This is a genomic window from Antarcticimicrobium sp., from assembly GCF_029212575.1.
In the GTDB taxonomy this organism is placed as follows: Bacteria; Pseudomonadota; Alphaproteobacteria; order Rhodobacterales; family Rhodobacteraceae; genus Antarcticimicrobium.
In genome coordinates this window covers 14,852-40,443 of sequence record NZ_JARGPK010000066.1, presented here as the reverse complement: position 1 = coordinate 40,443, position 25,592 = coordinate 14,852, and the positions used below count along the sequence as shown (strand labels likewise).

Genomic DNA, 25,592 nt, shown 5'->3' with positions numbered 1-25,592 from the left:
CGCTAGTCGAGTTGCACCGTCACCCGGTCGCTGCGCCCGTCGCGGTCCACCACCACCAGGGTCGAAAACCCCCTGCCCGGGCTGGGAATGACAAGCTCCCGCGCGGGCAGCGCGGTCGCCACCGGGGCGCCATTGGCCAGAACCGTGAACGGGGCCACGCCGCCATTCAGCTTTAGCGTGATCCGCCCGTCGCCCGCGGCCAGCCGGGCGCCATCGGGCGGAAAGGTCAGCTTTGGCCCCCCCGAGAGCACCAGCGCCGCGCCGCGCGGGCGGTAGCGCCGCAGCGGAACCGGCAGTTCGGCGGTGGTCAGGATCAGCGTCTCGGGCGGCGGCGCGGGCAGCGGTTCGACCTCCGGCTTCAGCCGACCAAAGGCCTCGAACAGCACCGGCGCTGTCAGCTCGCCGCCAAAGGCCCCCGGCACCGGGGTGCCGTCGGCCCGCCCCATCCAGACCCCGATCACATGGCGTCCGTCGAACCCGATCGCCCAGGCATCGCGGTGGCCATAAGAGGTCCCGGTCTTGTAGGCCAGCGCATGCGCGGGCGCGCCGGGCGGCGGCGCCAGCCCGCGCAGGATATCGCCCAGCTGCCAGGCGGCGGCGGGCGAGATCACCCGCGGCGTTTGCGCAAAGGGCGCCTCCTGCCGCGCGCGCAGCAGCGGCCCCTGCCCGCCCGCCGCGATCACCGCGTAAAGCTGCACCAGGTCGCGCAGGGTGGTGCCGACCCCGCCCAGCGCCACCGCCAGGCCGGGCGCGCCGCCGGGCAGGCGCGGCCGCGCCCCGGCGCGGCGCAGCGCGTCCATCACCCGCGCCGGGCCGAGATCGTTGGTCAGCTTGATCACCGGGATGTTCAGCGACATCTGCAACGCCGCCCGCACCGGCAGATCGCCGCGGTACTGGCCGTCGAAATTATGCGGTGCGTAGCGGCCGAACATCACCGGCCCGTCGTGGATCAGGGTTTCGGGATGAACCAGCCCCTGGTCGAAGGCGAGGCCATAGACCAGCGGTTTCAGCGTCGATCCGGGCGAGCGCAGCGCGCGGGTCATGTCGACGAACCCCTGTCGCCCCCCCCCCTCGGCATAGGCCGGCGACCCGACCGAAGCGAGGATTTCACCGCTTTGGTGATCCGCAACCACGAGCGCGGCAGAGACCCGCGGCCCGGCCTTCTGCGCCGCCCGGGCCGCCAGCGCCTGCATCCGTTCCTGCACCCCGGCCTTCAGCGTCACGTCATGGCGCGGCGCCAGCGGATCGGCGCCGCGCAGCGCATCGGCCAGATGCGGCGCCAACATCGGAAACGGCTGCATCGCCCCGGGCAGCGGCGCGCGCGCCGCCGTCTGCGCCTGTTCCGCCGTGATCACGCCGCGCGTCCGCATCCGCGCCAGCACCCGCGCGCGGGCGGTGCGGGCGGCCTGCGGATGCCGGTCGGGGCGACGGGTTTCGGGCGATTGCGGCAGCGCCACCAGCAGCGCCGCCTCACCCGGGGTCAGCCGCGCCGGTTCCTTCCCGAACCAGGCCAGCGTGGCGGCGCGCACGCCCTCCAGATGGCCACCATAGGGCGCATGGGTCAGGTAAAGCGACAAGATCGCGTCCTTGTCCAGCCGCCGCTCCAGCGCCAGCGCAACCCGGATCTGCCGCAGCTTGCCGGACCAGCGCCCGGTGCCGCCATCCTCCAAGAGCCGCGCCACCTGCATGCTGAGCGTCGATCCCCCCGAGACCGCGCGGCCATGCCAGAGCGCCTGCACCACGGCCCGCGCCATCGCCAGCGGATCGACACCGGAATGGCTGCGAAACCGCTTGTCCTCATAGGCCAGAAGCATGTCCAGGTAGCGCGCATCGACACCCGCCAGCGGCGGCGGGGCCAGCCGCATCAGCCCATCAGCCACCGGGTAGGCGCGCAGCAGCACGCCGTCGCGGTCGCGCACCTCGACCGATGTCTCGGAGAGCATCACCGGCAGCTCCGTCGCCTCGATCCAGGCCTCAACGCCGTCACGCAGCGCCGCCGCCGCGAACAGCAGCAGCGCCAGCGCGAAAAGCGCGCCCGCCCTCAGTCGCACCTTCATTCGCGGATGGTCACGCGGCCGGTGTCACCGCGCGCCCGGTACCGGGGGCGGTACATGTCCTCGACCGAGACCGCCGGATGGTGGAACACGCCCGGCGTCACCGCGCGCAGGATATAGGCCAGCGTCACGGTCTCGGCCTGGCGCAGATTGACCGCGGCAAGGAACCGATCGCTGCGGAACTCGGCATGCTCGGCCTCGGTCGGGCGCAGCCAGTCCAGCGCCCGCACATCGCCCGAGCGCAACAGGTTGGGGTTGTCGATCTCCAGCCCCGCCGGCAGCGGATCGTCCACCATCAGCCGCGCGCCGCTGTCCTCAAAGGGGCGCACCTCGATCACCGCGACCAACCGCTCGCCCACGGTAAAGTCGCGGCCCTCGACCGGCACCCCCTCGAGGGTGTAGTACCGCCGCGCGATGGCATAGCCGGTGCCGCCCGCCCCGGGCGCCACCTCGGGCACGCCCAGCGTGGTCAGCGTGATATCGGTGGCGCGGCCGTCGGCGGCTGTGATCTCGACCTCCGGCCCCCCGGCCCCATCCTCGCGCATCTGCACGAAGGGGCCCGTGACCGGGGCACCGTCAACCCGCAGCCCGGACTTCTCCGGCGATTTGATCAGCGCATGCGCCGCCAAAAGCGACCAGGCCGCCTCCTGCGTCGAGGGGCGCAGATCGGCGCGGGTGATCCGCGCCGTCAGGGCATCTGCGTCCACCGCCGAACTGCCCGCCTCGGTGGCCAGCGCCAGAAGCCCCGCCGCGTCGCGCAGCCCGGTGCCATAGTCGGCGCGCCACAACCGGCCGGTTTCGGGCCGGGTCTCGATCATCCGCGCGGCACGCAGGAACATCGCGTCGGCGCGCGGCTGATCGCCATAGGCGGCCAGCGCCGCGCCCAGCTGCGCCGCCGCCAGCGGGGTGGCGAAATCGCCCCCCTTCACGTCGGCGTAATAGCGCAGATCGCCCATCGCGGCGGCGCCTTCGCGCGCCAGAACCATCAGCGCATAGGCGATGCTGCCGCCGGCCTCGTCCCCGGCATCGAAATCGGGGGCGTAGTTCACCCGGTTGCGCAGGTTGTCCAGCGCCTGCCGCAGGGCGCGGTCGGGCACCGGATGCCCCTCGGCCCGCGCGCGGGACAGGAAATCGGTGACATAGGCGTCCAGCCAGAAATCCCCCGATTCCGCCCGCCACAACCCGAAGGCACCGTTCGGCGCCTGCCGGGTCAGCACCTGCGCGATGGCATCGGCAATCCGCTTGTCCACCGCCGGGCCATTGCCCAGCCCGGAGGCCTGCGCCACCGAGGACAGGTAGAGAAGCGGCAGCGCCTTGGAGGTCACCTGTTCGGTGCAGCCATAGGGATAGCGGTCGAGCCGCGCCAGCAGGCCCGGCGCATCGAACCGCGCCAGCGGCCCGGCCGAGAGGATCGCGCGCCCGGTGCCCGGTTTCATCCCGGCAAAGACATCGTCGCTGAACAGGAACCGGTCGCCCGCCCCCAGCGAGAACCGCCGCGTCTGCGCCACCTGCGGATCATTGGCGCGCACCGGCAGCCGCAGGCTTTGGGTCAGGGTCTGGCCGGCGGGCGTGGTCAGCACCAGCGTGATCTCCGGGTCGCCGACAGAGCGCGCGCGCACCGGCACCTCGAAAACCGCCTTGCCGCCCTCGGCCAGTTGGAACGGTGCCGGGTCATCGCCCAGCGCGATCCCCTGCCCTTGCGCGGTCAGGTCCAGCGTCATCTGCCCCGCCGGGCCATCCGCATGCACCACCTCCAGCCGGATCCGGCTCTCGTCGCCGGGGGCGAGGAACCGCGGCAGGCTGGCGGTGACCACCACCGGATCGCGCACCAGCATGTCGGCCTCGGCCTGGCCCACCGCGCCGCGCGTCCAGGCCACCGCCATCAGCCGCACGGTGCCGTTGAAATCGGGCAGGTCGATATCGACCAGGGTCGCGCCATCTTCTCCCACCTGCACCGGGCCGGAGAACACTGCCATCAGGTCCTGCGTCGGCGGCGGTGACTGCATCCGCTGACCGCTGTCGGAATCGCCGCCCGAGCGGACCGTACCCATCGCCCCGTTCATGCCGTCGATCAGCCGACCATAGACATCGCGCAATTCCACCCCGAGCCGCCGCTGGCCGAAATAATGCCCCTGCGGATCGGGGCTGTCGAAACCGGTCAGGTTCAGGATGCCCAGATCGACAGCGGCCAGCGTCAGCCAGGCCTGTTCGCCCGCCGCCGCGCCATCGACCGTCACGCGCAGCCGCTGGGTGCCGCGCGGCCGGGTCAGCTCCGGCGCGTCGATCGCGACCCGCAGCGCCTTGTCGCCCGGATCGACCGCCGCATGGGCAAGGCCAAGCGCGCGGGCCGGGTTTTGCCCGGCGGCCACGTCCATCGGGCGGATCACCGTGGCCGTGACATAGGCACCGGTGCCCCAGTCCTTCGTCACCTCGAGCGGAATGACACTCTCGCCCGTATCGACCGTGACCGCCTGGCGGGAAATCACCCGATCGCCCATCACCGTGATCAGCGCGGTGCCCGCCATGCGCGGCACGATCCGCAGGTTTGCGGTCTCGCCCACGGCATAGCTTTCCCGATCAAGCGACATCTCGAGTCGGTCGGGGGTGGCGGCGGCATCGGCCGAAACGTACCAACCGGCATAGAAATCCACCGAAGCGGCCGCATAGGCGCCATCCGTGCGCTCGACCACCAACTCGTATTCGCCCCATTCCACCGGGGAGGAGACCGACACAGGCGCCGCGCCCAGCAGGGCCTCGCCGGTGGCGATACGGCTGCGCCGCGTCACCGGCTCCCAGTTCCAATTGCCGTAGAGCTGATACCACTGATAGCGGGTTTCGATCCGGTTCAGCGTCCAGCGCACCTGCATCGGTTGCGGCGTCAGGTCGGCGGCCAGCCCGATCAGCTCGAACCCGGCCTCGGTCCCCTCGGTGACCACATCCTCGAACTTCGGCTTGATCCCGATCACCGGCCCGTCGGGCCGCACCGGCACGCTCAACCGGCGTTCCACCGGGCGGGCCGAGCCATCGGAGACCCGCGCGATCACCTCGGCCTCCAGCGGCTGCCCCCCGGCCTCGGGGCGCGGCAGCTCCACCGGCACCGTGACGACCCCGCGTGCATCGGTGCGCAGGGTGCCGAAATAGCTGCTCTGCGCCCGCGCGCCGGCATCATGGCGGCCAAAGCGATAGCCGGGCCATTCCGCAACCGTTTTGGCCGGGCGCAGCACCACCTGCCCCTCGACGCTCAGATCCGCCCCCGGCGCCCCGAAAAGATAGCGCGCCGAGATGGAGAGCGGCGGCGTATCGCCCGCGCGCAGCGGCGCCTCCGGCAGGCTCAGGTCGAAATCGATCCGCTCGGGCAGGAAATCCTCGACCAGCAGCACCTGGCTGGCCAGCGCCGGGGCATCCGGGTCGGCCTTGATGTCCAGCCGCCAGGTGCCGCGCGGCGCGGTCACCCCGACCGGGAAGGAAAACACATGCCCGCCAGCCATGCCCCCGTCGGAGATATGGCGGCTGTACTCCACCCCGTCGGGGCGGCTGAGGATCGCGATCAGCGGCAGCCCCTCGATCGCCTGCGCGGTGTCGTCACGGGACAGTGCGGTTGCGTGGATCACCTCGCCAGCGCGATAGGCGCCGCGGTCGGTGGTCAGGAACACATCGACCGGACCGGCGGGCGCGCGCCCCTCGACCCCGCGGTCAGAAAGATCGAAGGCCGGCTCGGTCAACGACAGAAACGCCAGATCCTCCTCGCCCTGCCGCGCCACCACCAGCGCCGGCGCGGCACCGCCGGTGCCACGGGTCAGCCCTGCGTCGAACAGCGCGAGGCCATCCGCCCCGGTCTGCGCCACCGCCAGCACCGCGTTGGCGCGCGAGATCAGCGAAACCTCGATCCCCGCGCGCGGCTGCGCCTCCGACAGCCCCGAAACCTGCACATGCAGCCCGTCGCTGCCCGACAGGGTGGACAGCCCCAGATCGGAAAGCACGAACCATTGCGTCGCGCCCGGATCGTCATAGGGATCGGCCCCCGGCACCTTCGCGGTCAGTGCGTAGATCCCCGGCCCCTGCCCCGCGATCGCCTGCGCCATCGGCAGGCGCGTGGTCATGTCGCTGTTCAGCTCGTTGCCCACCTCCGCCGTGCCGGTCCAGACCTGCTGAGCCACGCTGCCCGCGAAATCCTCTTCCTGCCAATGCGACAGGGGGCGGGCGAAATACTCCTGCTGGATCGCGCGGATCAGGTTGCGGTCGCTGACCCGGCGCAGGGTCAGCTCCAGCTTGTCGACATTCACCGTCTCGACCGGCAGCGCCGCATCGGCGGATTTCGGCAGCACGTAGGCGCGGCCGGGGAAACGTACGTTCGGGCTACGATCCTGTACGTAATGGGTCAGCTCGATGTCCTTTTGAAGCACCTCTCCGCTGGCTGCGGGCAGGCCCCGCCGGAAGGTCACGCGATAACGCTTGCCGTGCTCGACCCCGTCGATGCAAAGCTGCCGCTGCTCGGCCTGCACCACCAGCCCCGCCTCGGGCAGGCGCAGGAAGGGGCCGTAATCGCCCCCCGCCTTGACCAGGTCCTCGGAGAACTGCGCACAGATGCGCGGCGCGTCGGTATCGCTCTCGACGCTGCTGTCGGTGATGCGGAACCCGTATTTCCCGATTGCGGAATCAAGCGCGGCGAGGATCTCGTCGCGCGGCTGGATGTCGCTGGCCAGCCGCAGAGCCGGGATCATGTCGCGCCCGCCATCGCGCCGCTCCAGCGCCTCGGCCAGCACGCCCAGCGCGGTGACCCGCGCGCCGTCGCTTCCGGCCCGCAAGTAACCGTTGATCGCCGCGTCCTGCGCCCGCGCCTCGTAATCGCGCCGGCGGCCGCTGTTGTCGGTGCGGATGTCGAGCAGCAGCCGCGCGTATTCGGTCCAGAGCGGCCCCATGTCGGTGAGCGAGACCGCCGCCCCGATCCAGCCCGAGGCGCGCAGGGGATCGCCCGCCGCCGCCCGCCCCCGCCCGGCATCGAGCGCCGCCTCGACGTCGAGCCCGCCGGCGCGGTGCTGCAGCCCCAGGTCGCGGGCCCGCCCGGCGGCCTGTGTCAGATCGCTCTCGCTCAGGAAACCCAGATCGACGGCGCGGGTCGCGCCGAGTTGGCGGACTGCCGCCGGGGTGACGAATTTCTCGGCCGAGAGTGCCCCGGCATAGGGCGTGCGTTCGCTCACGCCGATTTTCGGGAAACAGGCGTTGGAGCGGGTGTTGTAGGTAAAGGCGGTGCAGCGCGGGTTGGCGGAACAGGCGCGCAGGCAACTGGGCAGATCGGTATCGAACAGCGCGTCGAGATCGGCGCCGTAGAAATCCATGTCGTCGGTGACGACGAAGCGAAATTCGGGGATGACCTCCTGGGCCTGCGCGGTCACGCCCCAAATGATCGCGAAAACAAGGCCAAGGGCCGCGCGCATAAACCGTTCCATGAAATCACTCCGTGCTGTGCCGCAAGGCTCGCACGGAGAGCGGGGATTTGGCAACGATTCCCGTGACGGACCGATGGGATCAGCCCGACCGGAGCGGGCGCGCGTCAGGCCCTTCCAGCATCATAGGGGCGGACGAAGACCGGCCTGTCGGGCGCCGACACCTCGGGCCGATAGACATAACCGCCGGTCTCGAAATCGCGCAGGCTGTCGGGATCGGTCAGCCGGTTCTGGACGATATAGCGGGCCATCGCGCCGCGCGCCCGCTTGGCATAGAAGCTGACGATCTTCGGCGCGCTGCCTTTATCCTCCATGAACACCGGGGCAATCACCCGCGGCTTCAGCGCCTTGAGGTCCACCGCGCCGAAGTATTCCTGGCTGGCGCAGTTGACCAGCACGTCGGTGCCGATGGCCTCGGCCTGATCGTTCAGTGCCTGGGAAATCCGGTCACCCCACCAATCATAAAGCGATTTGCCGCGCAGCGTTTTCAACCGGCTGCCCATTTCCAGCCGATAGGGCTGGATCGCGTCGCGCGGACGCAGGATACCGTAAAGACCGGACAGGATGCGCAGGTGATCCTGTGCCCAGTCCAATTCCTCGGGATCGAGCGAGGCCGCCTCCAGCCCCTGATAGGTGTCACCGGCAAAGGCCAGCGCGGCGGGGCGGGTAACATCCGCGCCGGGCATATCGACGAAATCGCGGAACCGGTCGCGGTTGAGGGTCGCCAGATCGGCGCTGATCTTCATCAGGTCTTGCAGGTCTTGCGCCGTCAATCCCCGCGCGACCTCGGCCAGCTCAGCCGCATCCCCCGCAAATGCCGGTTCGGTCGTCTCGATTTCGCGTTCCTGCCAGTCCAGCTTTTTCGCCGGCGAGATCACAACCAACATATTCTATCCCCAAGATGTAATTTTGGCCTGATCTAGCCCGCGTCGCGCAGCACGTCCAGAAAGGCCGGGCCGAACCGTTCCGCCCGCCGCTCGCCAAGAAGTCGCACCAGCGCGGATTCTTCGGTCGGACGCTGCTGCGCCAGCTTGGCCAGTTCCGCCGCCGAACAGCTCATCGGCTTGTCGATGCCGGCCGCGCCCCGGGCCAGCCCCGCCTGCGCCTCCAGCAACCGGTCAAAAAGGCTCCCGGCCTCGCGCCCGGCCAGCTTGCGCCGTGCCGGGTGCGCCGGCGTCACGGCCCCGTTGATCACCTCAAGGAACGCCGTGCCGTAACGTTCGAGCTTTTTCGCCCCCACCCCGTTGATCCGCGCCATCTGGTCTAGGCTCGCGGGCCGGGTTTCGGCCATCTCGATCAGGGTGCGGTCGGGAAAGATGACATAGGCGGGCACCTTGGCCGCCTCGGAGAGCGCGCGGCGCCTGGCCTTGAGCGCGGACAACAGCGGCGCGTCCTCGTCCGAGACCAGCGCCTTGACCGCCGGGCGCCGCTGCGCCGCCGCCTTGCGGATCACGTCGCGGCGCAGGGTGATCGTGCCCTCGCCGCGCAGGATCGGCAGCGCCGCATCGGTCATGCGCAGCGCGCCGTGCCGCGCCGGGTCCGGGCGGACCAGATCGCGGCCCATCATCTGGCGAAAGATCGCGGACCATTGCCGCTTGTCATAGTCCTTGCCGACGCCATAGGTCGGCAGGGCGTCATGGCCGCGCTGGCGGATCCGGTCGGTCTCGGTCCCGGTCAGGATGTCGGTGAGATGGCCGGCACCGAACCATTCCTCGGTGCGCAGGATCGCCGAAAGCGCCATGCGCACCGGCGTGGTGCCGTCGAACAGTTCGGGCGGGCTGTCGCAAAGGTCGCAATAACCGCAGGGCGCGGTCTCTTCCCCGAAAAACCCCAGCAGCGCCTGGCGGCGGCAGCCCAGCGCCTCGGCCAGACCCAGCAGCGCGTTGAGCCGCGCGTGATCGGCGGCGCGGCGTTCGGGCGGGGCCAGCCCCTCGTCGATCTGGTTGCGGCGCAGGCGGATGTCGTCGGGCCCGTAGAGCGTGAGGGTTTCGGCCGGTGCGCCATCGCGCCCGGCCCGGCCGATCTCCTGGTAATAGGCCTCGATGCTTTTCGGCAGGTCGGCATGGGCGACCCAGCGGATATCCGGCTTGTCGATGCCCATGCCAAAGGCGACGGTGGCAACCACGATCAGACCGTCCTCGCGGGCAAACCGGCCCTCGACCACGCGGCGGTCCTCGGCCTCCATGCCGCCGTGGTAGTGGCAGGCGCTGTGGCCGTCCTCGCGCAGGGCCTGGGCCAGCGCCTCGGTCTTGGCCCGCGTGGCGCAATAGACGATGCCGGAGTGACCCCGGCGCGCCGCGGCAAACTCGAGGATCTGGCGGCGTGGTCCGTCCTTGGCGGCAAAGGCCAAATGGATGTTTGGCCGGTCGAATCCGCGCAGGAAGCTGCGCGGCGGCTCCCCGTCGAACAGTTTCTGGACGATTTCTTCCTGCGTTTCGGCGTCCGCCGTAGCGGTGAAGGCCGCCAGAGGCACGCCCAGTGCGCGGCGCAGATCGCCGATGCGCAGGTAGTCGGGGCGGAAATCATGGCCCCACTGGCTGACGCAATGCGCCTCGTCCACCGCGATCAGGCTGACCCCGACGCGCCGCAGCATGGCCAGCGCGGCCCCCGAGGCGAGCCGTTCGGGCGCCATGTAGAGCAGTTTCAGCCGCCCCGCCTCCAGCGCCGCCCAGACCGCGTCGGTTTCCTCCTGGGTGTTGCCCGAGGTCAGCGCACCGGCCTCGACCCCGGCCTCCTGCAATCCGCGCACCTGGTCGCGCATCAGCGCGATCAGCGGCGAGATCACCACCGTGACCCCCTCGCGCAGCAGGGCGGGCAGTTGGAAACACAGCGATTTTCCGCCCCCCGTGGGCATGATCGCCAGCACGTTCTCGCCCGCGGCGACAGCCTCGACGATCTCCTCCTGACCGGTGCGAAAGCTCTCGAATCCAAACACGTCGCGCAAAAGCGAGGAAGAGGCGGGCATGCCGGAGGCCTTGTTCTGAGGTTTCTGTCTGCTCTCAGCAGGCAGTTTCACACACTAAGAATCGGGGAACAAGACCGCAGACCCACAAGACCTGCGCCAAAACGAGGCGCGCCGCGCCTCAGAAGAACAGCGCCATGTTGTTTTGCAGAACGATGCGCAGCACGATGATCGCCAGCAGCACCGCCAGCGGCGCCAGGTCAAGCCCGCCCATCGGCGGCAGCAGGCGACGGATCGGGCCGTAGATCGGCTCCAGGATGCGGTTCAACCCGTACCAGATCTGCGCCACGAGTTGCTGGCGCATGTTCAGCACCTGGAAATTGATCAGCCAGCTCATGATCACATGCGCGATGATAAAGAACCACACCACGTCGAGGATCAGCATCAGGATTTGAAACAGCGACTGCATCGGTTTTTCCCTCTTCGAACCGCCTCCGACCTAAGGCGGACAGGCGCAAAGGGCAAGGGGCCGTCCGATCGCCACCATAGATGACCGTTTCATGATGTGCCGGAAATGACGCGACAGGCCGCAGATTGCATCGCGCCGGCGCCTTTCCTGTTTCGCGTGCGGGGCAGACCGCCTAGCATCCGGGACAAAATTCGGGGGCGGGGCATGACGGCGATTTCCACACGCAAGCGGATCTGGGGCTGGTTTTTCTTCGACTGGGCCAGCCAGCCCTACAACACGCTGCTGATCACCTTCATCTTCGCCCCCTACGTCAAGGAGCTGATGGGCGACGGCAGCGCCGCGCAATCGGCCTGGGGCTTCGGCATCGGGGCGGCCGGCGTGGTGATCGCGCTGCTGGCGCCGGTTCTGGGCGCGATGGCCGACCTCTCGGGCAACCGGCTGCGCTGGATCTGGGCGTTTTCGGCACTCTACGTGATCGGGGCGGCCGGATTGTGGTGGGCCGCGCCAGAGAGCTTCAACCTCTACCTGACCCTTTTCCTCTTTGCCGTCGGCATGATCGGGATGGAGTTCGCCACCATCTTCACCAACTCGATGCTGCCCGATCTCGGCTCCAGGGAGGAGATCGGCCGCATTTCCGGCAACGGCTGGGCCTTCGGCTATCTCGGCGGGCTGGTGGCGCTGGTGGTGATGCTGGGCTTTTTTGCGGAAAGCGCCACCACCGGGAAAACCTTCTTCGGACTGTCCCCGGCGCTGGGGCTGGACCCGGCGGCGCGCGAGGGCACCCGTTTCGTCGGGCCGCTGACGGCGATCTGGTACGTGGTCTTCATGATCCCGTTCTTTTTGTGGGTGCGCGATCCGGCGCCGCGCAAGGCACCGCGCGGCGCGGTTTCCGCCGCCCTACGCGACGTCGGTCGCACCATCCGCAGCCTGCCGCGCACGCCCTCGCTGTTCGCCTATCTCGGCTCGTCGATGTTCTACCGCGACGCGCTGAACGGCATGTACACCTTTGGCGGCATCTATGCCGCCGGCGTGCTGGGCTGGACCGTGGTCGATACCGGCATCTTCGGCATCCTGGCGATCATCTTCGGCGCGATCTTTGCCTGGGTCGGGGGCCGCGCGGATGAATACTTCGGCCCCAAGCCGGTGATCACAACCTGTATCCTGGCCCTGACCCTCGTGGCGATCGCCATCGTCTTCGTCAGCCCGACCAGCGTGTTCGGCCTCCCCGTGCCCGAGGGCTCGGCCCTGCCCGACATCGCCTTTTATGCGGTCGGTGCCGTCATCGGCGCGGCGGGTGGCGTGATCCAGGCGGCCAGCCGGACGATGATGGTGCGCCAGGCCAATCCCGACCGCATGACCGAGGCCTTCGGCCTGTATGCGTTGGCCGGCAAGGCGACCTCTTTCATCGCCCCGCTGAGCATCGGCGCGGTGACCCTGATCAGCGGCAGCCAACAGATCGGGGTGACCCCGCTGATCGCGCTTTTCCTGATCGGGCTGATCCTGCTACGGTGGGTGAAACCGCAAGGAGACTACCCCGCATGAGGTTGCTGTTCGCCTGTCTCGGCCTGCTCCTGGTGCTGTCCGCGCCCCAGGCCAGGGCCGAGCCTTTGGCGAAACAGTATTTCGGCGCCAAGACCGAGGCCTCGAAGCAACCACCCGCCCCCTACGGCAGCTATTCCAGGGGCTGCGTCGCGGGCGCGGTGCAACTGCCCGAGACCGGGCCGACCTGGCAAGCGATGCGGCTGAGCCGGAACCGCAACTGGGGGCATCCGGAGGTCATCGACTACGTCCAGAACCTCAGCGCCTTCGCCGCCACCCTGCCGGGATGGCAGGGCCTTTATGTCGGCGACATCAGCCAGCCGCGTGGCGGGCCGATGCTGTCGGGGCACCGCAGCCACCAGATCGGGCTCGACGTCGATATCTGGATGTTGCCGGCCAAGCGGCTGGATCTCAGCCGGCAGGCGCGCGAGAGCCTCTCCTCGATCTCGCTGCGCAAGGCCAAGGGCGCCTATGTGAACGCCAACTGGAGCCCGCAGCATCACGCGCTGCTGCGCGCCGCCGCCAAGGATCCGCGCGTCGCCCGCATCTTTGTCTTTCCCGGCGCCAAGGTGCAGATGTGCAAGGATGAAAAGGGCGACCGCCGCTGGCTGCGCAAGATCCGGCCCTGGTATGGGCACCATTACCATTTCCACGTCCGGCTGAAATGCCCGCGCGGCGCGCGCGGCTGCGAGAACCAGGACAGGCCGCCGCGCGGTGATGGCTGTGCCGATGCGCAGAAATGGGTGAACGACATCCTGAACCCGCCGCCGCCCAAACCGCGCGACCCCAACGCGCCGCCGCCGAAGAAACGCCGCGACTACGTTTTGTCCGACCTGCCCCGTCAATGCGCCTCGGTCCTGCGCTCGCAATAATCCTCCTGCTGCTTGCCGCTTGCGATCCGACCGAAGCGGGCAAGGCGCGGTTCCTGTCCGCCCATGACTGGCAGCGGCCGGAGGCGTGGTTGGGCGGGTTCTCCGGGCTGCAGCTATCGCCCGACGGCCTCAGCGCCACGATGCTGAGCGACCGGACGATGGTCGTCGAAGTGCTCCTGACACGGGACGCCGAGGGGCGGATCGAAGGGGTCGAGCCGTTGTCGCATTGGCATCTCTTGTCGAGCCGGGGCCGACCGTTGTCCGGACCCATCGCGGATTCCGAGGGGCTGGCGATCGGGCGCGACGGGGCGATCTACATCTCGTTCGAGGGGGTGCACCGCGTCGCCCGCTACGCGCGGCCCGGCGCGCGCGCAACCGTGTTGAACGCCCCGCAGGTGTTTCGCGGGCTGAAAGGCAACCGATCGCTCGAGGCGCTGGCCATCGACGCGGCGGGTCGACTCTATACCCTGCCCGAGGACGGGCGCGATGCCCAGGGGCGCATTCCGGTCTATCGCCGCGACGCACACCGCTGGCGGGTGGCCTTCACCCTGCCCGCACGGGGCCGGTTCAAGCCGGTCGGCGCCGACATCGGGCCGGACGGGCGGCTTTACGTTCTGGAACGGGCGGTCGGCATATTGGGGTTTCGCAGCCGGTTGCGGCGCTGGACCCTCACCGAGGCCGGTGCAGAGCAGGAGGAAACCCTGCTGACCACCGCCGCCGGCACCCATGACAACCTCGAAGGGGTCTCGGTCTGGCGCGATGCGGGCGGGGGTCTGCGCGCCACCATGATCTCCGACGACAACTTCCTGTCGCTCCAGCGCACCGAACTGGTGGAATACAGCCTGCCGGATTAGCCTTGCGCAGAGGTGGCCGAGCCTTTACACGCCGCCTGTCCGTCCGAACGGGGCGGGCCAAGTCGCCGCAACCTTGTCAAAACGGGCATAAAACATGAACCGCACCCATATTCCGGGCATTCTAGCCATGGCCGCCATCGTGGTGGCCTCCAACATCCTCGTCCAGGTCCTGTTCGGCCAATGGCTGACCTGGGGCGCCTTCACCTATCCCTTTGCCTTTCTCGTCACCGATGTGATGAACCGCGTCTATGGCGCGCATGCCGCGCGCAAGGTCGTCTTCGCCGGGTTCGTCACCGGCGTGATCTGCTCGCTGATCGGCACCCAGATCGTCGGCGAATACGGGCCACTGGTTACCCTGCGCATCGCGGCGGGATCGGGCACCGCCTTCCTGGTCGCGCAGATGCTGGACGTCAGCATCTTTTCGGCCCTGCGCGAGGGGCGCTGGTGGCGCGCGCCGCTGGCCTCGACGCTTGTCGGCTCTTCGGCGGATACCATCCTGTTCTTTTCCATCGCCTTTTCGGCCCAGCTGACCTGGCTGGAGCCCGCCAACGACGTGGCCTGGGCCAACGAGGCGCTGCCGCTGCTGGGCGCGGGGCCGATGGTGCCGCTCTGGGCCTCGCTGGCGGTGGCCGACTGGCTGGTGAAACTGTCGCTGGCGCTGATCGCGCTGGTGCCCTTCCGCCTCATCGTTCAGCACCTCACCGCGCACCGCGGCGCTGCCTGAAGATTTTGTTTGGCGTTTCGCGCCCTCCGTGCCACTCTGAGTCCAACGGAAACAGAGAGAACAGGAGGTGATCCAGTGTCAAGAAAGGTATTGGAGCGAGGTGTCGGGACAGCGCAGGGGGCGGCCAGCTAGGGCAACCCTTGGCGGATGACCCGCCTGCGTGGATCGGCCGATGATCTAACCGGCCCCACCTCCGAAAACTTTCGAAAGGGCCGCCTTCGGGTGGCCCTTTTTCGTACCCCTTTTTCGTGGCGCCCCAACGGGATAGAGTGTGCCCATGCTGCGCATCACCGACGATATCGAGATTGCCGACTGGGAACTCACCGAACAGTTCGTCCGCGCCTCCGGGCCCGGCGGGCAGAACGTGAACAAGGTCGCCACCGCCGTCGAACTGCGGTTCGAGGCCGACCGTTCCCCATCGCTGCCCGGGCCGGTCAAGGCGCGGCTGAAGCGGCTGGCCGGACGGCGCTGGACCAAGGACGGCGCCATCGTGATCCAGTGCGACGAGACCCGCAGCCAGGCCCGCAACCGCGAGATCGCCCGCGACCGGCTGGCAGACCTGCTGCGCCAGGCGCTGGTGCGGCCCAAGCGGCGCATCCCCACCAAACCGACCAAGGGCTCGGTCCGCCGCCGGATCGAAACCAAGAAGGCGCGCGGCGAGGTCAAGGCCCTGCGCGGCAAGGTCGGGGACGACTAGCTTGTGCCCGTAACCGGGCCGCCCTAAGCTTGCCCCGAAACAGAGATGCGACGGGAGGAACATCATGAGATTGCAGGGGAAAACCGCCATCGTGACCGGCGGCGCCTCGGGCTTCGGCGCCGGTATCGCGCGCAAGTTCACCGCCGAGGGCGCGCGGGTTATGGTGGCCGACATCAACGGCGAGGCCGCCGAAGCAATGGCCGAAGAACTGGGCACCACCGCCGTCGCCCAGACCGTCGATGTCTCCGACCGCGCCTCGGTCGGGGCGATGGCCAAGGCCGCGCTTGCCGCTTTCGGCCATCTCGACATCCTGGTGAACAACGCCGGCGTCACCCACTTGCCCACGCCGCTGGACGAGGTCAGCGAAGAGGATTTCGACCGCGTCTTCAACGTCAACATGAAATCGATCTACCTTACCGCCCGCGCCCTGGTGCCGCACATGAAATCGCGGCGCGCGGGCGCCATCCTCAATATCGCCTCCACCGCCGGGGTCAGCCCGCGGCCCCGGCTCAACTGGTACAACGCGTCCAAGGGCTGGGTGATCACCGCCACCCGCACCATGGCTGTCGAGCTTGCCCCCGAGGGCATCCGCGTCAACGCGCTGAACCCGGTGGCGGGAGAGACGCCGCTGCTGAAATCCTTCCTTGGCGAGGACACCCCGGAGATGCGGGCCAAGTTCCTTTCCACCATCCCGATCGGCCGCTTCTCGACCCCCGAGGACCTGGGTAACGCCGCCGCCTTCCTCTGCTCGGACGAGGCCAGCATGATCACCGGCGTGGCAATGGAAGTGGACGGCGGACGTTGCATCTGATTGCCTGCTGCTTCTTCTCGTTGAAAATACTCCCGCCGGAGGCGCCGCGCCCCGATAGGGGGCGCAACAAACGGCCCGCACGCACAGCAACACCTGCAAGGACTCCGCCCATGATCCCCGGCCCCCGCAACCTGATCACCGACGTGCCCGGCCTTCTGGTCGGCAACGCGCAGGACGACGTGCTGAAATCCGGCGCCACCGTGCTGACCGCCGCACATCCGTTCACCGCCTCGGTTCAGGTCATGGGCGGCGCGCCGGGCACCCGCGAAACCGACCTGCTCGCGCCCGACAAATCGGTGGCCAAAGTCGATGCGCTGGTGCTCTCGGGCGGATCTGCCTATGGGCTCGACGCCTGTTCGGGGGTGATGGAGGCGCTGCGCGCGCGCGGGCGCGGCTTTCGCATCGCAGAGGCGGTGATCCCCATCGTGCCCGGCGCAATCCTCTTCGACCTGCTGAACGGCGGCGACAAGGATTGGATCGAGAATCCCTATCGCGGGCTCGGCCGCGCGGCGTTCGAGGCGGCCTCCGAGGATTTCGGGATCGGCACCGCAGGCGCCGGCACCGGGGCGCTGACGGCGATGCTCAAGGGCGGTCTCGGATCGGCCTCCTTCGTGCTCGACGACGGCACCACCGTGGGCGCATTGGTGGCCGCAAACCCGATGGGCAGCGTCACCACCCCCGGTGACCGGTATTTCTGGGCCGCCGGTTTCGAGGTCGATGGCGAGTTTGGCGGGCTGGGCCCCGACCCGGCCTGCGGGCTGGGCCGCGTGCTGGAAAGCCGCAAGATGCAGACCATGCTGGAACAGGCCGGCGATGCGGCGCAGGACCGCGCCAACACGACTATCGCCATCGTCGCCACCGATGCGGATCTGACCAAGGCGCAATGCCTGCGCGTGGCCACCGCCGCCCATGACGGTATCGGGCGGGCGACGGTCCCGGCGCATTCGCCGGGCGATGGCGATCTCGTCTTCGCGGTCTCGACCGGTGCGCGGGCGATGGCGCGGCCCGAACGCGACCTGACCCGAATCGGCCACGCCGCCGCCCTGGGCCTGAGCCGCGCCATCGCCCGGGCGGTGCATGCCGCGCGGCCCGCGCCGGGCGATCTGTTGCCCTGCTGGTCGCAGGCGGGTCGCTGACCCGAAGATGCAGGCGCGCCTGCCCTCGCGCCCCTTGTCCGGCTGCGTCGCAACCGCACGGTAAGAAACAGCGAGCATTGACTCTCGTCGCTCCGTTATACCTATATCGCCAAAGCCAATACCTAAGGAGGAAAAGCCATGAACCGTCTGATTGCCACAGCGATTGTTGGTCTGCTCGCCGCCCCGGCGCTGGCCGAGGGAGATGCAGCCAAGGGGGAAAAGACCTTCAACAAGTGCAAGGCCTGCCACTCGATCATCTCCGATTCCGGCGAAACCATCGTCAAGGGCGGCAAGACCGGCCCGAATCTTTTCGGCGTGATCGGCCGTACCGTCGGCACCTATGAGGATTTCCGCTATGGCGACGATATCGTAGCGGTAGGCGAGGCCGGGCTGGTCTGGGACGAGAAGGCGTTCAATCACTATGTCGAGGATCCGCGCGGCTTCCTGCGTGAGACGCTGGACGACAAGGGCGCCAAGTCGAAGATGACCTTCAAGCTGAAAAAGGGCGGCGAAGACGTTTACGCCTATCTGGTCAGCGTCGCGCCGGCACCGGAGCCGGCTGCCGAGGGCGAAACCGAAGAGAAGTCCGACGACTGATTCGTCACGGCAGTGACAACCGGAACGGGTCGCGGCGTAAAGCGCCGCGGCCCTTCTCGTCGTTGCCCGCCCGGAACAGGGCGGGTAAGGAGCGGCCGCATGCGGCATGGCCGCCCCTGTCGGCCACACCCGGCCCGACCATTAGCAGAGTGACCGCATGAAACCCCTCCCGTTTCGCCTCACCCACCCGTTTCCGGCCCTCCGGGGGCGAACGTGATGCGCATCCCGGCCTGGGTCAACGGCACGCTGACCCCCGTGGACAAGCTCGAGGTTCACCAGAAAGGGCTGCGGCACAAGGCCGTTTCGGTCTTCGTTCTGCGCGGGGACGATATCCTGCTGCAACGCCGCGCGCTGGGGAAATATCACACGCCGGGGCTTTGGGCGAACACTTGCTGCACCCATCCGCATTGGAATGAGGCGCCGGAGGATTGCGCCCGGCGACGTCTGCAGGAGGAGCTGGGGATCACCGGATTGGAAACGGAGTATCGCCACCGGCTGGAATACCGCGCCGATGTGGGCGGCGGGCTGACCGAACATGAGCTGGTCGATGTCTTCGTCGCCCGGGTGACGCAGGATATCGCCGTCTCTCCCGACCCAGACGAGGTGATGGAAACCCGCTGGATCGACTACCACGATCTTCGCGGCGAGGTCGCCCGCCACCCGGACCGGTTCACGCCCTGGCTGCGGATTTATCTCGACCGCCACGCCGAGGAGATTTTCGGCCCCGGCGGGTAAGCGGCAGCCACGCCTTTGGGTCGCGTCAGCCCCGGAACGCCATCGCCGCCTTGACCGCCCGCTGCCAGCGGGCATAGGCGGCGGCGCGGTCGTCCGCGCCCATCAGCGGCTCGAATCGCCGCTCCAGCACCCAGTTCGCGGCGAACCCTTCCATGCCGGGATAGACCCCGGCGCGCATCCCCGCCAGCCAGGCCGCGCCCAGCGCCGTGGTCTCCTGCATCACCGGGCGGTCCACCGGCGCGCCGAGAATATCCGCCAGCCCCTGCATCGCGGCATCGCTGGCGCTCATGCCGCCATCGACGCGCAGCACCACCTGCGCCTGCGTGCCCCAGTCGGCGCGCATCGCCTCCCACAGGTCGCGGGTCTGGAAGGCAACGCTGTCCAGCGCGGCCTTGGCGAACTCGGCCGGGCCGGAGTTGCGCGTCAGCCCGAACACCGCACCGCGGCAGTCGGGTTGCCAATAGGGCGCGCCGAGGCCGGTGAAGGCAGGCACCAATGTGACCTGCTGCGCCGGATCGGCCTGCGCCGCCAGCTCGCCCGACTGCGCCGCCGTGCCGATGATCCCCAGCCCGTCGCGCAGCCATTGCACCGCCGCCCCGGCGATGAAGATCGACCCCTCAAGCGCATAGGTCGGCTTGCCCTCCAGCTGGTAGGCGATGGTGGTCAGCATCCGGTGGGTCGAGGCGACCGGAATCTCGCCGGTGTTCAGCAGCGCGAAACACCCCGTGCCATAGGTCGATTTCATCATGCCGGGGGCAAAGCAGGCCTGGCCGATGGTCGCCGCCTGCTGGTCGCCCGCGACCCCCAGAATGGGGAGTTTCCGTCCCAGAATGTACGATTCGGTTTCTCCGAAATTGGCGGCGCTGTCGCGAACCTGCGGCAGCATCGCCAGCGGCACCCCGAGCAGGTCGCAGATCTCTTCGCTCCACGCCCCGCGGTGGATGTCATAGAGCAGCGTGCGCGCGGCGTTGGTGGCGTCGGTGGCATGCACCCGCCCGCCGGTCAGCCGCCAGATCAGAAAGCTGTCGATGGTGCCGAACAGCAACTCTCCCCGCCCGGCCCGGGCACGGGCGTCGGGCACGGTGTCGAGCAGCCATTTCACCTTGGTGCCGGAGAAATAGGGATCGAGCAGCAGGCCGGTCCGGGCGCTGATCATGTCGCCATGTCCTGCCGCGCGCAGCTCGGCGCAGGTCGGCGCGCTGCGCCGGTCCTGCCAGACGATGGCGTTGTGGATGGGCTTGCCGCTGTCGCGCTCCCAGATCACCGTGGTCTCGCGCTGGTTGGTGATGCCGATCCCGGCCACCTGTGCCGCCCCAGCCCCCTCCAGTGCTTCGCGGCAGACGGCGACGGTGGTCTGCCAGATCTCTTCGGGGTCATGCTCGACCCAGCCGGACCGGGGATAGTGCTGGGTGAACTCCCGCTGCGCGGTCCGCACCGGCCGCATCGCCGCATCGAACAGGATCGCGCGGGTCGACGTGGTGCCCGCATCGATGGCCAGAATGTAACTCATGCAATGCCCTCCCCGATTTTTCGGGCAGAGTATCAGCCGCGCGGGCGGGTGCCAGCCCTTCGATCACTGGTGGATCGCGCGGCACCGAGAACGGACCGAAGCCGGATCGCACCGGCTGGGTGAAAACCTAGGCGGCCTCCAGCGGCGTGATGCCCGATACATCAACTTTCCTCTCGGCGTGCCATGAATCATAGGCCCCCTGCATCCGAACCCAGGAAATTGCGGCCCCTCCGAGCAGCTTGGCGAGGCGCACGGCCACCTCCGGGCTTACCGGTTTGCGCTCGTTCAACATGTCATAGAGATGCTGCCGCGAAATCCCCAAGAGCCGCGCGAACTCGGTCTTGCTCATGCCGATGGCGGGAAGCACGTCCTCGCGCAGCATCGCTCCCGGGTGGGTTGGACAACGTTGGGGATTGCGGGTCATGGGGCGCTCCTAATGGTATTGCTCGAAGTCCAGCACATGGGCATCGCCCTCGTGGAATTCGAAGGTGATGCACCACGGCCCGTTCACGTGAACTGTGTAGCGCGGCGGGTTGTGGCCTTCCAACTTGTGGAAATCGAAGCCTGGCAGATTCATGTCCTCTGGTGTCTCGGCCGAGTCCAGACGGTCAAGTCGCCGGTTTATGCGGTTGTGGAGCCGCCCGTCGATCCTGGATTTTCCAGTCTCCCAAAGGGACTTGAGCTGCTTGTTTCTGAACGACTTGATCATTCAGGAATGTAAGCAATCTGCTTACATTCGTCAAGACCCCCCCCCCTCAAACAGCCGACACCGCCATATTATCGATCAGGCGCACCCCTTCGATCCAGGCGGCGGCGAACAAGCGCGCGGGGCGGTCGGGGTGATCGAGCGCCTGCAGGCCGTCCTCGCGGCGCAGATCGAAATACTCCACCTCGTCGAACCCCGCCTCGGCGCGCCGGGCGCGCGCCCGCTCGGCCAGCGGCGGAAAGCGATTACCCTCGGCAAGCTCGGCCGCCACATCGCGCAGCACCGGATAGAGCCGCGCCGCCCGTTGCCTTCCCTCGGGCGAGAGCCGCAGGTTGCGCGAGGACATGGCAAGGCCGCTGTCTTCGCGCACAGTGGGGCAGGCGACGACCTCGATCGGGATGTCCAGATCGCGGGCCATGCGGCGGACCACCTGCAATTGCTGGAAATCCTTTTCGCCGAAATAGGCCCGGTCCGCGCCGGTCTGAAGAAAGATCTTGCTCACCACCGTGGCGACCCCGTCGAAATGCCCCGGCCGGTGCGCGCCGCAGAGCACGTCGGTCAGACCCGCGACGGAAACCGTGGTGGCGAAACCCTCCGGGTAGACCTGGTCCAGGTCTGGCGCATAGACCGCATCGATCGCATAGGGCGCGAGCGTAGCGGCATCCGCAACCTCGGTCCGGGGATAATTCTCAAGATCCTGCGCGTTGTTGAACTGCTTCGGATTGACGAAGATCCAGACGACGACCCGGTCGCATTCGGCCTTGGCGGCCTCGACCAGCGACAGGTGGCCCGGGTGCAGCGCGCCCATGGTCGGCACCACGCCGATGCTTTCGCCCGCGGCGCGCCACCGCGCCGTCAGCGCCCGCATTTCCGCCAGCCTGCGGACAATCGGCGCCCTCATTTCGCGGGGCCCTTGACCTGGTCGGCAAACACATGCTCCGGCCCCGGAAAGCGGCGCGCGCGCACCTCGTCGGCATAGTCGGAGATCGCCGCCCCGGCCTGCTGCGCCAGATCGGCATAGCGTTTGACGAACTTCGGCTTGAACTCCGCAAACAGCCCCAGCATGTCATCGACCACCAGAACCTGCCCGTCGCAGCCGGCAGAGGCGCCGATGCCTATGGTCGGGATTGGCACCTCGGCGGTGATCCGGTCGGCAAGGCTGGCCGGGATCTTTTCCAGCACCACGGCAAAGGCGCCGGCATCGGAGACCGCATGGGCATCGGCCAGCACCGCCGCCGCCTGGTCGTCGCGGCCCTGCACCCTGTAGCCGCCAAGCGTGTTGACCGATTGCGGGGTCAGCCCGATATGCGCCATCACCGGGATTCCGCGCGCGGTCAGAAAGCCGATGGTCTCGGCCATGTGCCGCCCGCCCTCGAGCTTGACCGCGCCGGCGCCGGTCTCGGCCATCAGCCGCGCGGCATTGCGGAACGCCTGCTGCGGCCCCTCTTCGTAGCTGGCAAAGGGCATGTCCACGACCATCAGTGCATGGCTCAGCCCGCGCGCCACGGCCTGCCCGTGCAGGATCATCATCTCCATCGTCACGCCGAGGGTGGAGGGCAGCCCGTGCAGCACCATGCCGACGCTGTCGCCGACCAGCACGAAATCGCAATGGGCATCCATCACGCGGGCCATCGGGGTTGTGTAGCAGGTCAGGCTGACCACGGGATCGCCGCCCTTGCGGGCGCGGATGTCATCGGCTGTCAGGGCCGGGGGGGAGGCGGTTGCGCTCATCTTCCTCGTTCTGTCTGGCGCCGCCGGGAAGGACCCACGGGCGGCAGGATGAACGGGGGATAGCAACCCCTCACCCGGCGTTCCACCCTGATTGCGCCAACATGCCCGCCGATCAAATCCCTTGATAACGGGGGGCATTTGGGGGGACACTTCCCATGAGGGCCCCGGAGCGGCCGGGGCAACAGGAAGGATGCCACAACATGAAACACGTACGATTCATCCGGGGCCTCGCGTCGGCCGTCGCGCTGAGCACCACGCTCGGCGCCGGGGCGGCGCTGGCGCAATCCGACATCACCGTGGCGTTGCAGCTCGAGCCGCCGCATCTGGACCCGACCAGCGCCGCCGCCGGCGCCATCGACTCGGTGCTCTATTCCAACGTGTTCGAGGGGCTGACCCGGTTCATGGGCGACGGCTCGGTCGTTCCCGGCCTGGCGGAAAGCTGGGACATCTCCGACGACGGGCTGAGCTATACGTTTCACTTGCATGACGGGGTGATGTTCCACGACGGCACCACGATGGACGCCGAGGACGTGAAATTCAGCCTCGATCGCGCCCGCGCCGAGGACAGCGCCAATGCGCAAAAGGCGCTGTTCGCCGGAATCGCGGAGGTGACGGTGGTGGACCCGCTGACCGTCACAGTCACCCTGAGCGAGCCGAACGGCAGTTTCCTCTTCAACATGGCCTGGGGTGACGCGGTGATCGTCGCGCCCGAGAGCATCGAGGGCATCAAGCAGACTCCGGTGGGCACCGGCGCCTTCAGGTTCTCCGAATGGGTGCAGGGCGACAAGATCGTACTGGAGAAGAACGCCGATTACTGGGGCACCCCCGCCAAGCTTGACGAGGCGACGTTCAAGTTCATCTCCGATCCCACCGCCGCGTTTGCTGCGGTGATGGCCGAGGACGTGGACGTGTTCAGCGGCTTTCCCGCGCCGGAAAACCTGCCGCAGTTCGAGGCCGATCCGCGGTTCCAGGTGCTGGTCGGATCGACCGAGGGCGAAACCATCCTGTCGACCAACAACAAGCAGCCCCCCTTCGACAACGTCAAGGTGCGCGAGGCCGTCGCCCACGCCATCGACCGGCAGGCGATCATCGACGGCGCCATGTTCGGCTATGGCACCCCGATCGGCACCCATTTCGCGCCGCACAACCCGGCCTATGTGGATCTGACCGGGCAATCGGCCTTTGACCCTGAGCTGTCGAAAAAGCTGCTGGCCGAGGCCGGGCTGCCGGACGGGTTCGAGACCACGCTGCACCTGCCGCCGCCCTCTTACGCCCGGCGTGGCGGCGAGATCATCGCGGCACAGCTGGCCCAGGTCGGCATCACCGCCGAGATCGTCAACGTGGAATGGGCGCAATGGCTGGAAACCGTGTTCCGCGGCAAGAATTTCGGCCTGAGCATCGTCAGCCATACCGAGCCGATGGACATCGGCATCTACGCCCGGCCGGAGTATTATTTTCAGTACGACAACCCGGAGTTTCAGGAGCTGATGACGACGCTGAACGCCACCACCGACCCGGCCAAACGAACCGAGATGCTGCAGCAGGCGCAGAAGATCATCGCAGACGATTACGTCAACGGATACCTGTTCCAGCTCGCCGCGCTGAGCGTGGCCAAGGCCGGGGTGCAGGGGCTGTGGTCCAACGCGCCGACCCAGGCGACCGACCTGACAGCGGTGAGCTGGGCGGAGTGATCCCGGCAGCCGACAGAAGGCCCCGCCACGGCGGGGCCTTTGACATTTCGCGGCCAAGTCCGCCGCAGAACAGGGGTGAAAGGAGCCCGGACAGATGATTGCTTGGTCAACCGCCGCCCCGGCCGTCAGCGCAGCCTTCTTCGCCTCGGCGGTCGAGGTTGTCGAAGCCTTTACCATCGTCCTGGTGGTCGGAACGTTGCGCGGGTGGAAACCGGCGGTGCTGGGCACTGGCGCAGCGCTGGCGGTGCTGACCGCGCTGGTGCTGGTGCTGGGGCCGTTGCTGGACCGGGTGCCGCTGTATCTGCTGCAACTGGTCATCGGCGTGCTGTTGCTGCTGTTTGGCATCGGCTGGCTGCGCAAGGCATCGCTGCGCGCCGCAGGGGTCATCCCGCTGCATGACGAGAACGCGATTTTTCAGCATGAGAGCGAGGCGTTGCAGGCCGTCGAAGCTCAGCGCAAGAAAAACTCGCATGACTGGATCGCCGGGATCACCGCCTTCAAGGCGGTGCTGCTGGAGGGGCTGGAGGTGGTGTTCATCGTGATCGCCGTCGGCGTCGGGCGCGGGCTGCTCTGGCCCGCCGCGCTGGGGGCCGGGGCGGCCTGCGCGCTGGTGCTGGTGGTGGGCGTCATCGCCCATCATCCACTGTCGAAGGTGCCGGAAAACACGCTCAAATTCGGCGTCGGCGTGATGCTCTCGGCCTTCGGGGTGTTCTGGACCGGCGAAGGGCTGGGCATCGACTGGCCCGGCCATGACCTGATCCTGTTCGGCTTTGCCCCGCTGTTCCTGATCGCCGGGCTGGGCGCGGCCGGGATGGTCAGGAGACCGGAATCGGAGGTTGCGAAATGACCATTCTGAAGGATGTCCTGGCCGAGCTTCTTGGCATGTTCGTGGCCGATGCGCGGCTGACCACGGCGATCTGCGCGCTGGTCCTGATCACCGCCGGGCTGATCTCCGGGGCGCATGTGGCACCGCTGATCGGCGGGGCGGTTCTGTTGCTGGGCTGCCTGGCGATCCTGGTGCTGAGCGTGCGGGCCGAGGCCCGGCGCCGGGGGCGCTGAGCGCACTGGACCCGGCCCGGCGCACAGCCTAGCCTTGCCTCGAAACGGACGGGGCCCCCGG

The 25,592-nt window shown here is 68.3% G+C and carries 22 protein-coding genes; 12 read left to right on the top strand and 10 right to left on the bottom strand.

Going from position 1 to position 25,592, the window contains the following annotated elements:
• Nucleotides 1–2 precede the first annotated feature (2 nt).
• The 5 genes from pbpC to P1U75_RS15215 all read right to left on the bottom strand — a co-directional run bounded on the left by pbpC (nt 3) and on the right by P1U75_RS15215 (nt 10,869).
• The gene (pbpC, locus tag P1U75_RS15235; RefSeq protein WP_300244910.1) at nt 3–2,057 is read right to left on the bottom strand and encodes a penicillin-binding protein 1C; all 2,055 of its coding nucleotides are present in this window, start codon (nt 2,055–2,057) and stop codon (nt 3–5) included.
• Nucleotides 2,054–7,501 (bottom strand): alpha-2-macroglobulin family protein, encoded by a 5,448-nt coding sequence (locus P1U75_RS15230; RefSeq protein ID WP_300244908.1) that lies wholly within the window; start codon nt 7,499–7,501, stop codon nt 2,054–2,056. The genes pbpC and P1U75_RS15230 overlap by 4 nt, the downstream gene beginning before the upstream one ends.
• Nucleotides 7,502–7,605: 104 nt before the next feature.
• Nucleotides 7,606–8,385 (bottom strand): peroxide stress protein YaaA, encoded by a 780-nt coding sequence (gene yaaA / locus P1U75_RS15225; RefSeq protein WP_300244906.1) that lies wholly within the window; start codon nt 8,383–8,385, stop codon nt 7,606–7,608.
• A 32-nt stretch (nt 8,386–8,417) separates the two neighbouring features.
• Nucleotides 8,418–10,463, bottom strand: coding sequence for a DNA helicase RecQ (recQ, locus tag P1U75_RS15220; protein WP_300244904.1), 2,046 nt, complete (start codon nt 10,461–10,463; stop codon nt 8,418–8,420).
• A 118-nt stretch (nt 10,464–10,581) separates the two neighbouring features.
• The gene (locus tag P1U75_RS15215) at nt 10,582–10,869 is read right to left on the bottom strand and encodes a YggT family protein (protein WP_300244903.1); all 288 of its coding nucleotides are present in this window, start codon (nt 10,867–10,869) and stop codon (nt 10,582–10,584) included.
• 105 nt (nt 10,870–10,974) lie between these two features.
• On the opposite strand from P1U75_RS15215, the gene P1U75_RS15210 reads away from it, so the two are divergent.
• The 9 genes from P1U75_RS15210 to idi all read left to right on the top strand — a co-directional run bounded on the left by P1U75_RS15210 (nt 10,975) and on the right by idi (nt 18,834).
• Nucleotides 10,975–12,411 carry an MFS transporter gene (locus P1U75_RS15210; protein ID WP_366915052.1) on the top strand — a complete coding sequence of 479 codons (1,437 nt, stop codon included), beginning with the start codon at nt 10,975–10,977 and terminating at the stop codon, nt 12,409–12,411.
• The gene (mepA, locus tag P1U75_RS15205) at nt 12,408–13,280 is read left to right on the top strand and encodes a penicillin-insensitive murein endopeptidase (RefSeq protein WP_300244900.1); all 873 of its coding nucleotides are present in this window, start codon (nt 12,408–12,410) and stop codon (nt 13,278–13,280) included. Before P1U75_RS15210 ends, mepA begins: the two co-directional genes overlap by 4 nt.
• Nucleotides 13,253–14,134: an esterase-like activity of phytase family protein gene (locus P1U75_RS15200; protein ID WP_300244898.1), complete on the top strand. Its 882-nt coding sequence runs from the start codon at nt 13,253–13,255 to the stop codon at nt 14,132–14,134. Before mepA ends, P1U75_RS15200 begins: the two co-directional genes overlap by 28 nt.
• 94 nt (nt 14,135–14,228) lie before the next feature.
• Nucleotides 14,229–14,858: a queuosine precursor transporter gene (locus tag P1U75_RS15195; RefSeq protein ID WP_300244897.1), complete on the top strand. Its 630-nt coding sequence runs from the start codon at nt 14,229–14,231 to the stop codon at nt 14,856–14,858.
• A gap of 277 nt (nt 14,859–15,135) precedes the next feature.
• Complete coding sequence (arfB, locus tag P1U75_RS15190) at nt 15,136–15,555, top strand: alternative ribosome rescue aminoacyl-tRNA hydrolase ArfB (RefSeq protein ID WP_300244895.1); 420 nt, start codon at nt 15,136–15,138, stop codon at nt 15,553–15,555.
• Nucleotides 15,556–15,619: 64 nt separating this feature from the next.
• Nucleotides 15,620–16,366, top strand: coding sequence for an SDR family oxidoreductase (locus tag P1U75_RS15185; RefSeq protein WP_300244894.1), 747 nt, complete (start codon nt 15,620–15,622; stop codon nt 16,364–16,366).
• 110 nt (nt 16,367–16,476) lie between these two features.
• Nucleotides 16,477–17,502 (top strand): P1 family peptidase, encoded by a 1,026-nt coding sequence (locus P1U75_RS15180; RefSeq protein ID WP_300244892.1) that lies wholly within the window; start codon nt 16,477–16,479, stop codon nt 17,500–17,502.
• A gap of 138 nt (nt 17,503–17,640) precedes the next feature.
• Nucleotides 17,641–18,099, top strand: a complete 459-nt coding sequence (locus P1U75_RS15175; RefSeq protein ID WP_300244891.1) for a cytochrome C — start codon at nt 17,641–17,643, stop codon at nt 18,097–18,099.
• 216 nt (nt 18,100–18,315) lie between these two features.
• Nucleotides 18,316–18,834, top strand: coding sequence for an isopentenyl-diphosphate Delta-isomerase (gene idi, locus P1U75_RS15170; protein WP_300244890.1), 519 nt, complete (start codon nt 18,316–18,318; stop codon nt 18,832–18,834).
• 25 nt (nt 18,835–18,859) lie between these two features.
• On the opposite strand, the gene glpK is transcribed toward idi, so the two are convergent.
• The 5 genes from glpK to panB all read right to left on the bottom strand — a co-directional run bounded on the left by glpK (nt 18,860) and on the right by panB (nt 22,781).
• Nucleotides 18,860–20,344: a glycerol kinase GlpK gene (glpK, locus tag P1U75_RS15165; protein WP_300244889.1), complete on the bottom strand. Its 1,485-nt coding sequence runs from the start codon at nt 20,342–20,344 to the stop codon at nt 18,860–18,862.
• Between the two features lie 127 nt (nt 20,345–20,471).
• Nucleotides 20,472–20,768 carry a HigA family addiction module antitoxin gene (locus tag P1U75_RS15160; RefSeq protein WP_300244888.1) on the bottom strand — a complete coding sequence of 99 codons (297 nt, stop codon included), beginning with the start codon at nt 20,766–20,768 and terminating at the stop codon, nt 20,472–20,474.
• A gap of 9 nt (nt 20,769–20,777) precedes the next feature.
• A complete protein-coding gene (locus P1U75_RS15155) occupies nt 20,778–21,053 on the bottom strand; it encodes a type II toxin-antitoxin system RelE/ParE family toxin (protein WP_300244887.1) in 276 nt (91 codons plus the stop codon).
• Nucleotides 21,054–21,099: 46 nt separating this feature from the next.
• Nucleotides 21,100–21,951: a pantoate--beta-alanine ligase gene (gene panC / locus P1U75_RS15150; protein ID WP_300244886.1), complete on the bottom strand. Its 852-nt coding sequence runs from the start codon at nt 21,949–21,951 to the stop codon at nt 21,100–21,102.
• Nucleotides 21,948–22,781, bottom strand: coding sequence for a 3-methyl-2-oxobutanoate hydroxymethyltransferase (panB, locus tag P1U75_RS15145; protein ID WP_300244885.1), 834 nt, complete (start codon nt 22,779–22,781; stop codon nt 21,948–21,950). The genes panC and panB overlap by 4 nt, the downstream gene beginning before the upstream one ends.
• 200 nt (nt 22,782–22,981) lie before the next feature.
• Between panB and P1U75_RS15140 the strand changes: the two genes are divergently transcribed.
• The 3 genes from P1U75_RS15140 (at nt 22,982) to P1U75_RS15130 (ending at nt 25,531) form a co-directional block, all read left to right on the top strand.
• Nucleotides 22,982–24,472, top strand: coding sequence for an ABC transporter substrate-binding protein (locus tag P1U75_RS15140; RefSeq protein WP_300244884.1), 1,491 nt, complete (start codon nt 22,982–22,984; stop codon nt 24,470–24,472).
• Nucleotides 24,473–24,566: 94 nt separating this feature from the next.
• Nucleotides 24,567–25,319 carry a COG4280 domain-containing protein gene (locus P1U75_RS15135; RefSeq protein ID WP_300244883.1) on the top strand — a complete coding sequence of 251 codons (753 nt, stop codon included), beginning with the start codon at nt 24,567–24,569 and terminating at the stop codon, nt 25,317–25,319.
• Nucleotides 25,316–25,531, top strand: coding sequence for a hypothetical protein (locus tag P1U75_RS15130; protein WP_300244882.1), 216 nt, complete (start codon nt 25,316–25,318; stop codon nt 25,529–25,531). The genes P1U75_RS15135 and P1U75_RS15130 overlap by 4 nt, the downstream gene beginning before the upstream one ends.
• Nucleotides 25,532–25,592: the final 61 nt, after the last annotated feature.

What these genes read in the sequence shown, in the direction of transcription:
- arfB (WP_300244895.1), top strand. Translation starts at nt 15,136, where the DNA reads ATGCTGCGCATCACCGACGATATCGAGATTGCCGACTGGGAACTCACC.
- P1U75_RS15230 (WP_300244908.1), bottom strand. Translation starts at nt 7,501, where the DNA reads ATGGAACGGTTTATGCGCGCGGCCCTTGGCCTTGTTTTCGCGATCATT.
- P1U75_RS15185 (WP_300244894.1), top strand. Translation starts at nt 15,620, where the DNA reads ATGAGATTGCAGGGGAAAACCGCCATCGTGACCGGCGGCGCCTCGGGC.
- panC (WP_300244886.1), bottom strand. Translation starts at nt 21,951, where the DNA reads ATGAGGGCGCCGATTGTCCGCAGGCTGGCGGAAATGCGGGCGCTGACG.
- P1U75_RS15135 (WP_300244883.1), top strand. Translation starts at nt 24,567, where the DNA reads ATGATTGCTTGGTCAACCGCCGCCCCGGCCGTCAGCGCAGCCTTCTTC.
- yaaA (WP_300244906.1), bottom strand. Translation starts at nt 8,385, where the DNA reads ATGTTGGTTGTGATCTCGCCGGCGAAAAAGCTGGACTGGCAGGAACGC.
- P1U75_RS15140 (WP_300244884.1), top strand. Translation starts at nt 22,982, where the DNA reads ATGAAACACGTACGATTCATCCGGGGCCTCGCGTCGGCCGTCGCGCTG.
- idi (WP_300244890.1), top strand. Translation starts at nt 18,316, where the DNA reads ATGCGCATCCCGGCCTGGGTCAACGGCACGCTGACCCCCGTGGACAAG.
- P1U75_RS15215 (WP_300244903.1), bottom strand. Translation starts at nt 10,869, where the DNA reads ATGCAGTCGCTGTTTCAAATCCTGATGCTGATCCTCGACGTGGTGTGG.
- mepA (WP_300244900.1), top strand. Translation starts at nt 12,408, where the DNA reads ATGAGGTTGCTGTTCGCCTGTCTCGGCCTGCTCCTGGTGCTGTCCGCG.
- P1U75_RS15155 (WP_300244887.1), bottom strand. Translation starts at nt 21,053, where the DNA reads ATGATCAAGTCGTTCAGAAACAAGCAGCTCAAGTCCCTTTGGGAGACT.
- P1U75_RS15175 (WP_300244891.1), top strand. Translation starts at nt 17,641, where the DNA reads ATGAACCGTCTGATTGCCACAGCGATTGTTGGTCTGCTCGCCGCCCCG.
- P1U75_RS15130 (WP_300244882.1), top strand. Translation starts at nt 25,316, where the DNA reads ATGACCATTCTGAAGGATGTCCTGGCCGAGCTTCTTGGCATGTTCGTG.
- recQ (WP_300244904.1), bottom strand. Translation starts at nt 10,463, where the DNA reads ATGCCCGCCTCTTCCTCGCTTTTGCGCGACGTGTTTGGATTCGAGAGC.
- P1U75_RS15210 (WP_366915052.1), top strand. Translation starts at nt 10,975, where the DNA reads ATGACGCGACAGGCCGCAGATTGCATCGCGCCGGCGCCTTTCCTGTTT.
- P1U75_RS15195 (WP_300244897.1), top strand. Translation starts at nt 14,229, where the DNA reads ATGAACCGCACCCATATTCCGGGCATTCTAGCCATGGCCGCCATCGTG.
- glpK (WP_300244889.1), bottom strand. Translation starts at nt 20,344, where the DNA reads ATGAGTTACATTCTGGCCATCGATGCGGGCACCACGTCGACCCGCGCG.
- pbpC (WP_300244910.1), bottom strand. Translation starts at nt 2,057, where the DNA reads ATGAAGGTGCGACTGAGGGCGGGCGCGCTTTTCGCGCTGGCGCTGCTG.
- panB (WP_300244885.1), bottom strand. Translation starts at nt 22,781, where the DNA reads ATGAGCGCAACCGCCTCCCCCCCGGCCCTGACAGCCGATGACATCCGC.
- P1U75_RS15160 (WP_300244888.1), bottom strand. Translation starts at nt 20,768, where the DNA reads ATGACCCGCAATCCCCAACGTTGTCCAACCCACCCGGGAGCGATGCTG.
- P1U75_RS15180 (WP_300244892.1), top strand. Translation starts at nt 16,477, where the DNA reads ATGATCCCCGGCCCCCGCAACCTGATCACCGACGTGCCCGGCCTTCTG.
- P1U75_RS15200 (WP_300244898.1), top strand. Translation starts at nt 13,253, where the DNA reads ATGCGCCTCGGTCCTGCGCTCGCAATAATCCTCCTGCTGCTTGCCGCT.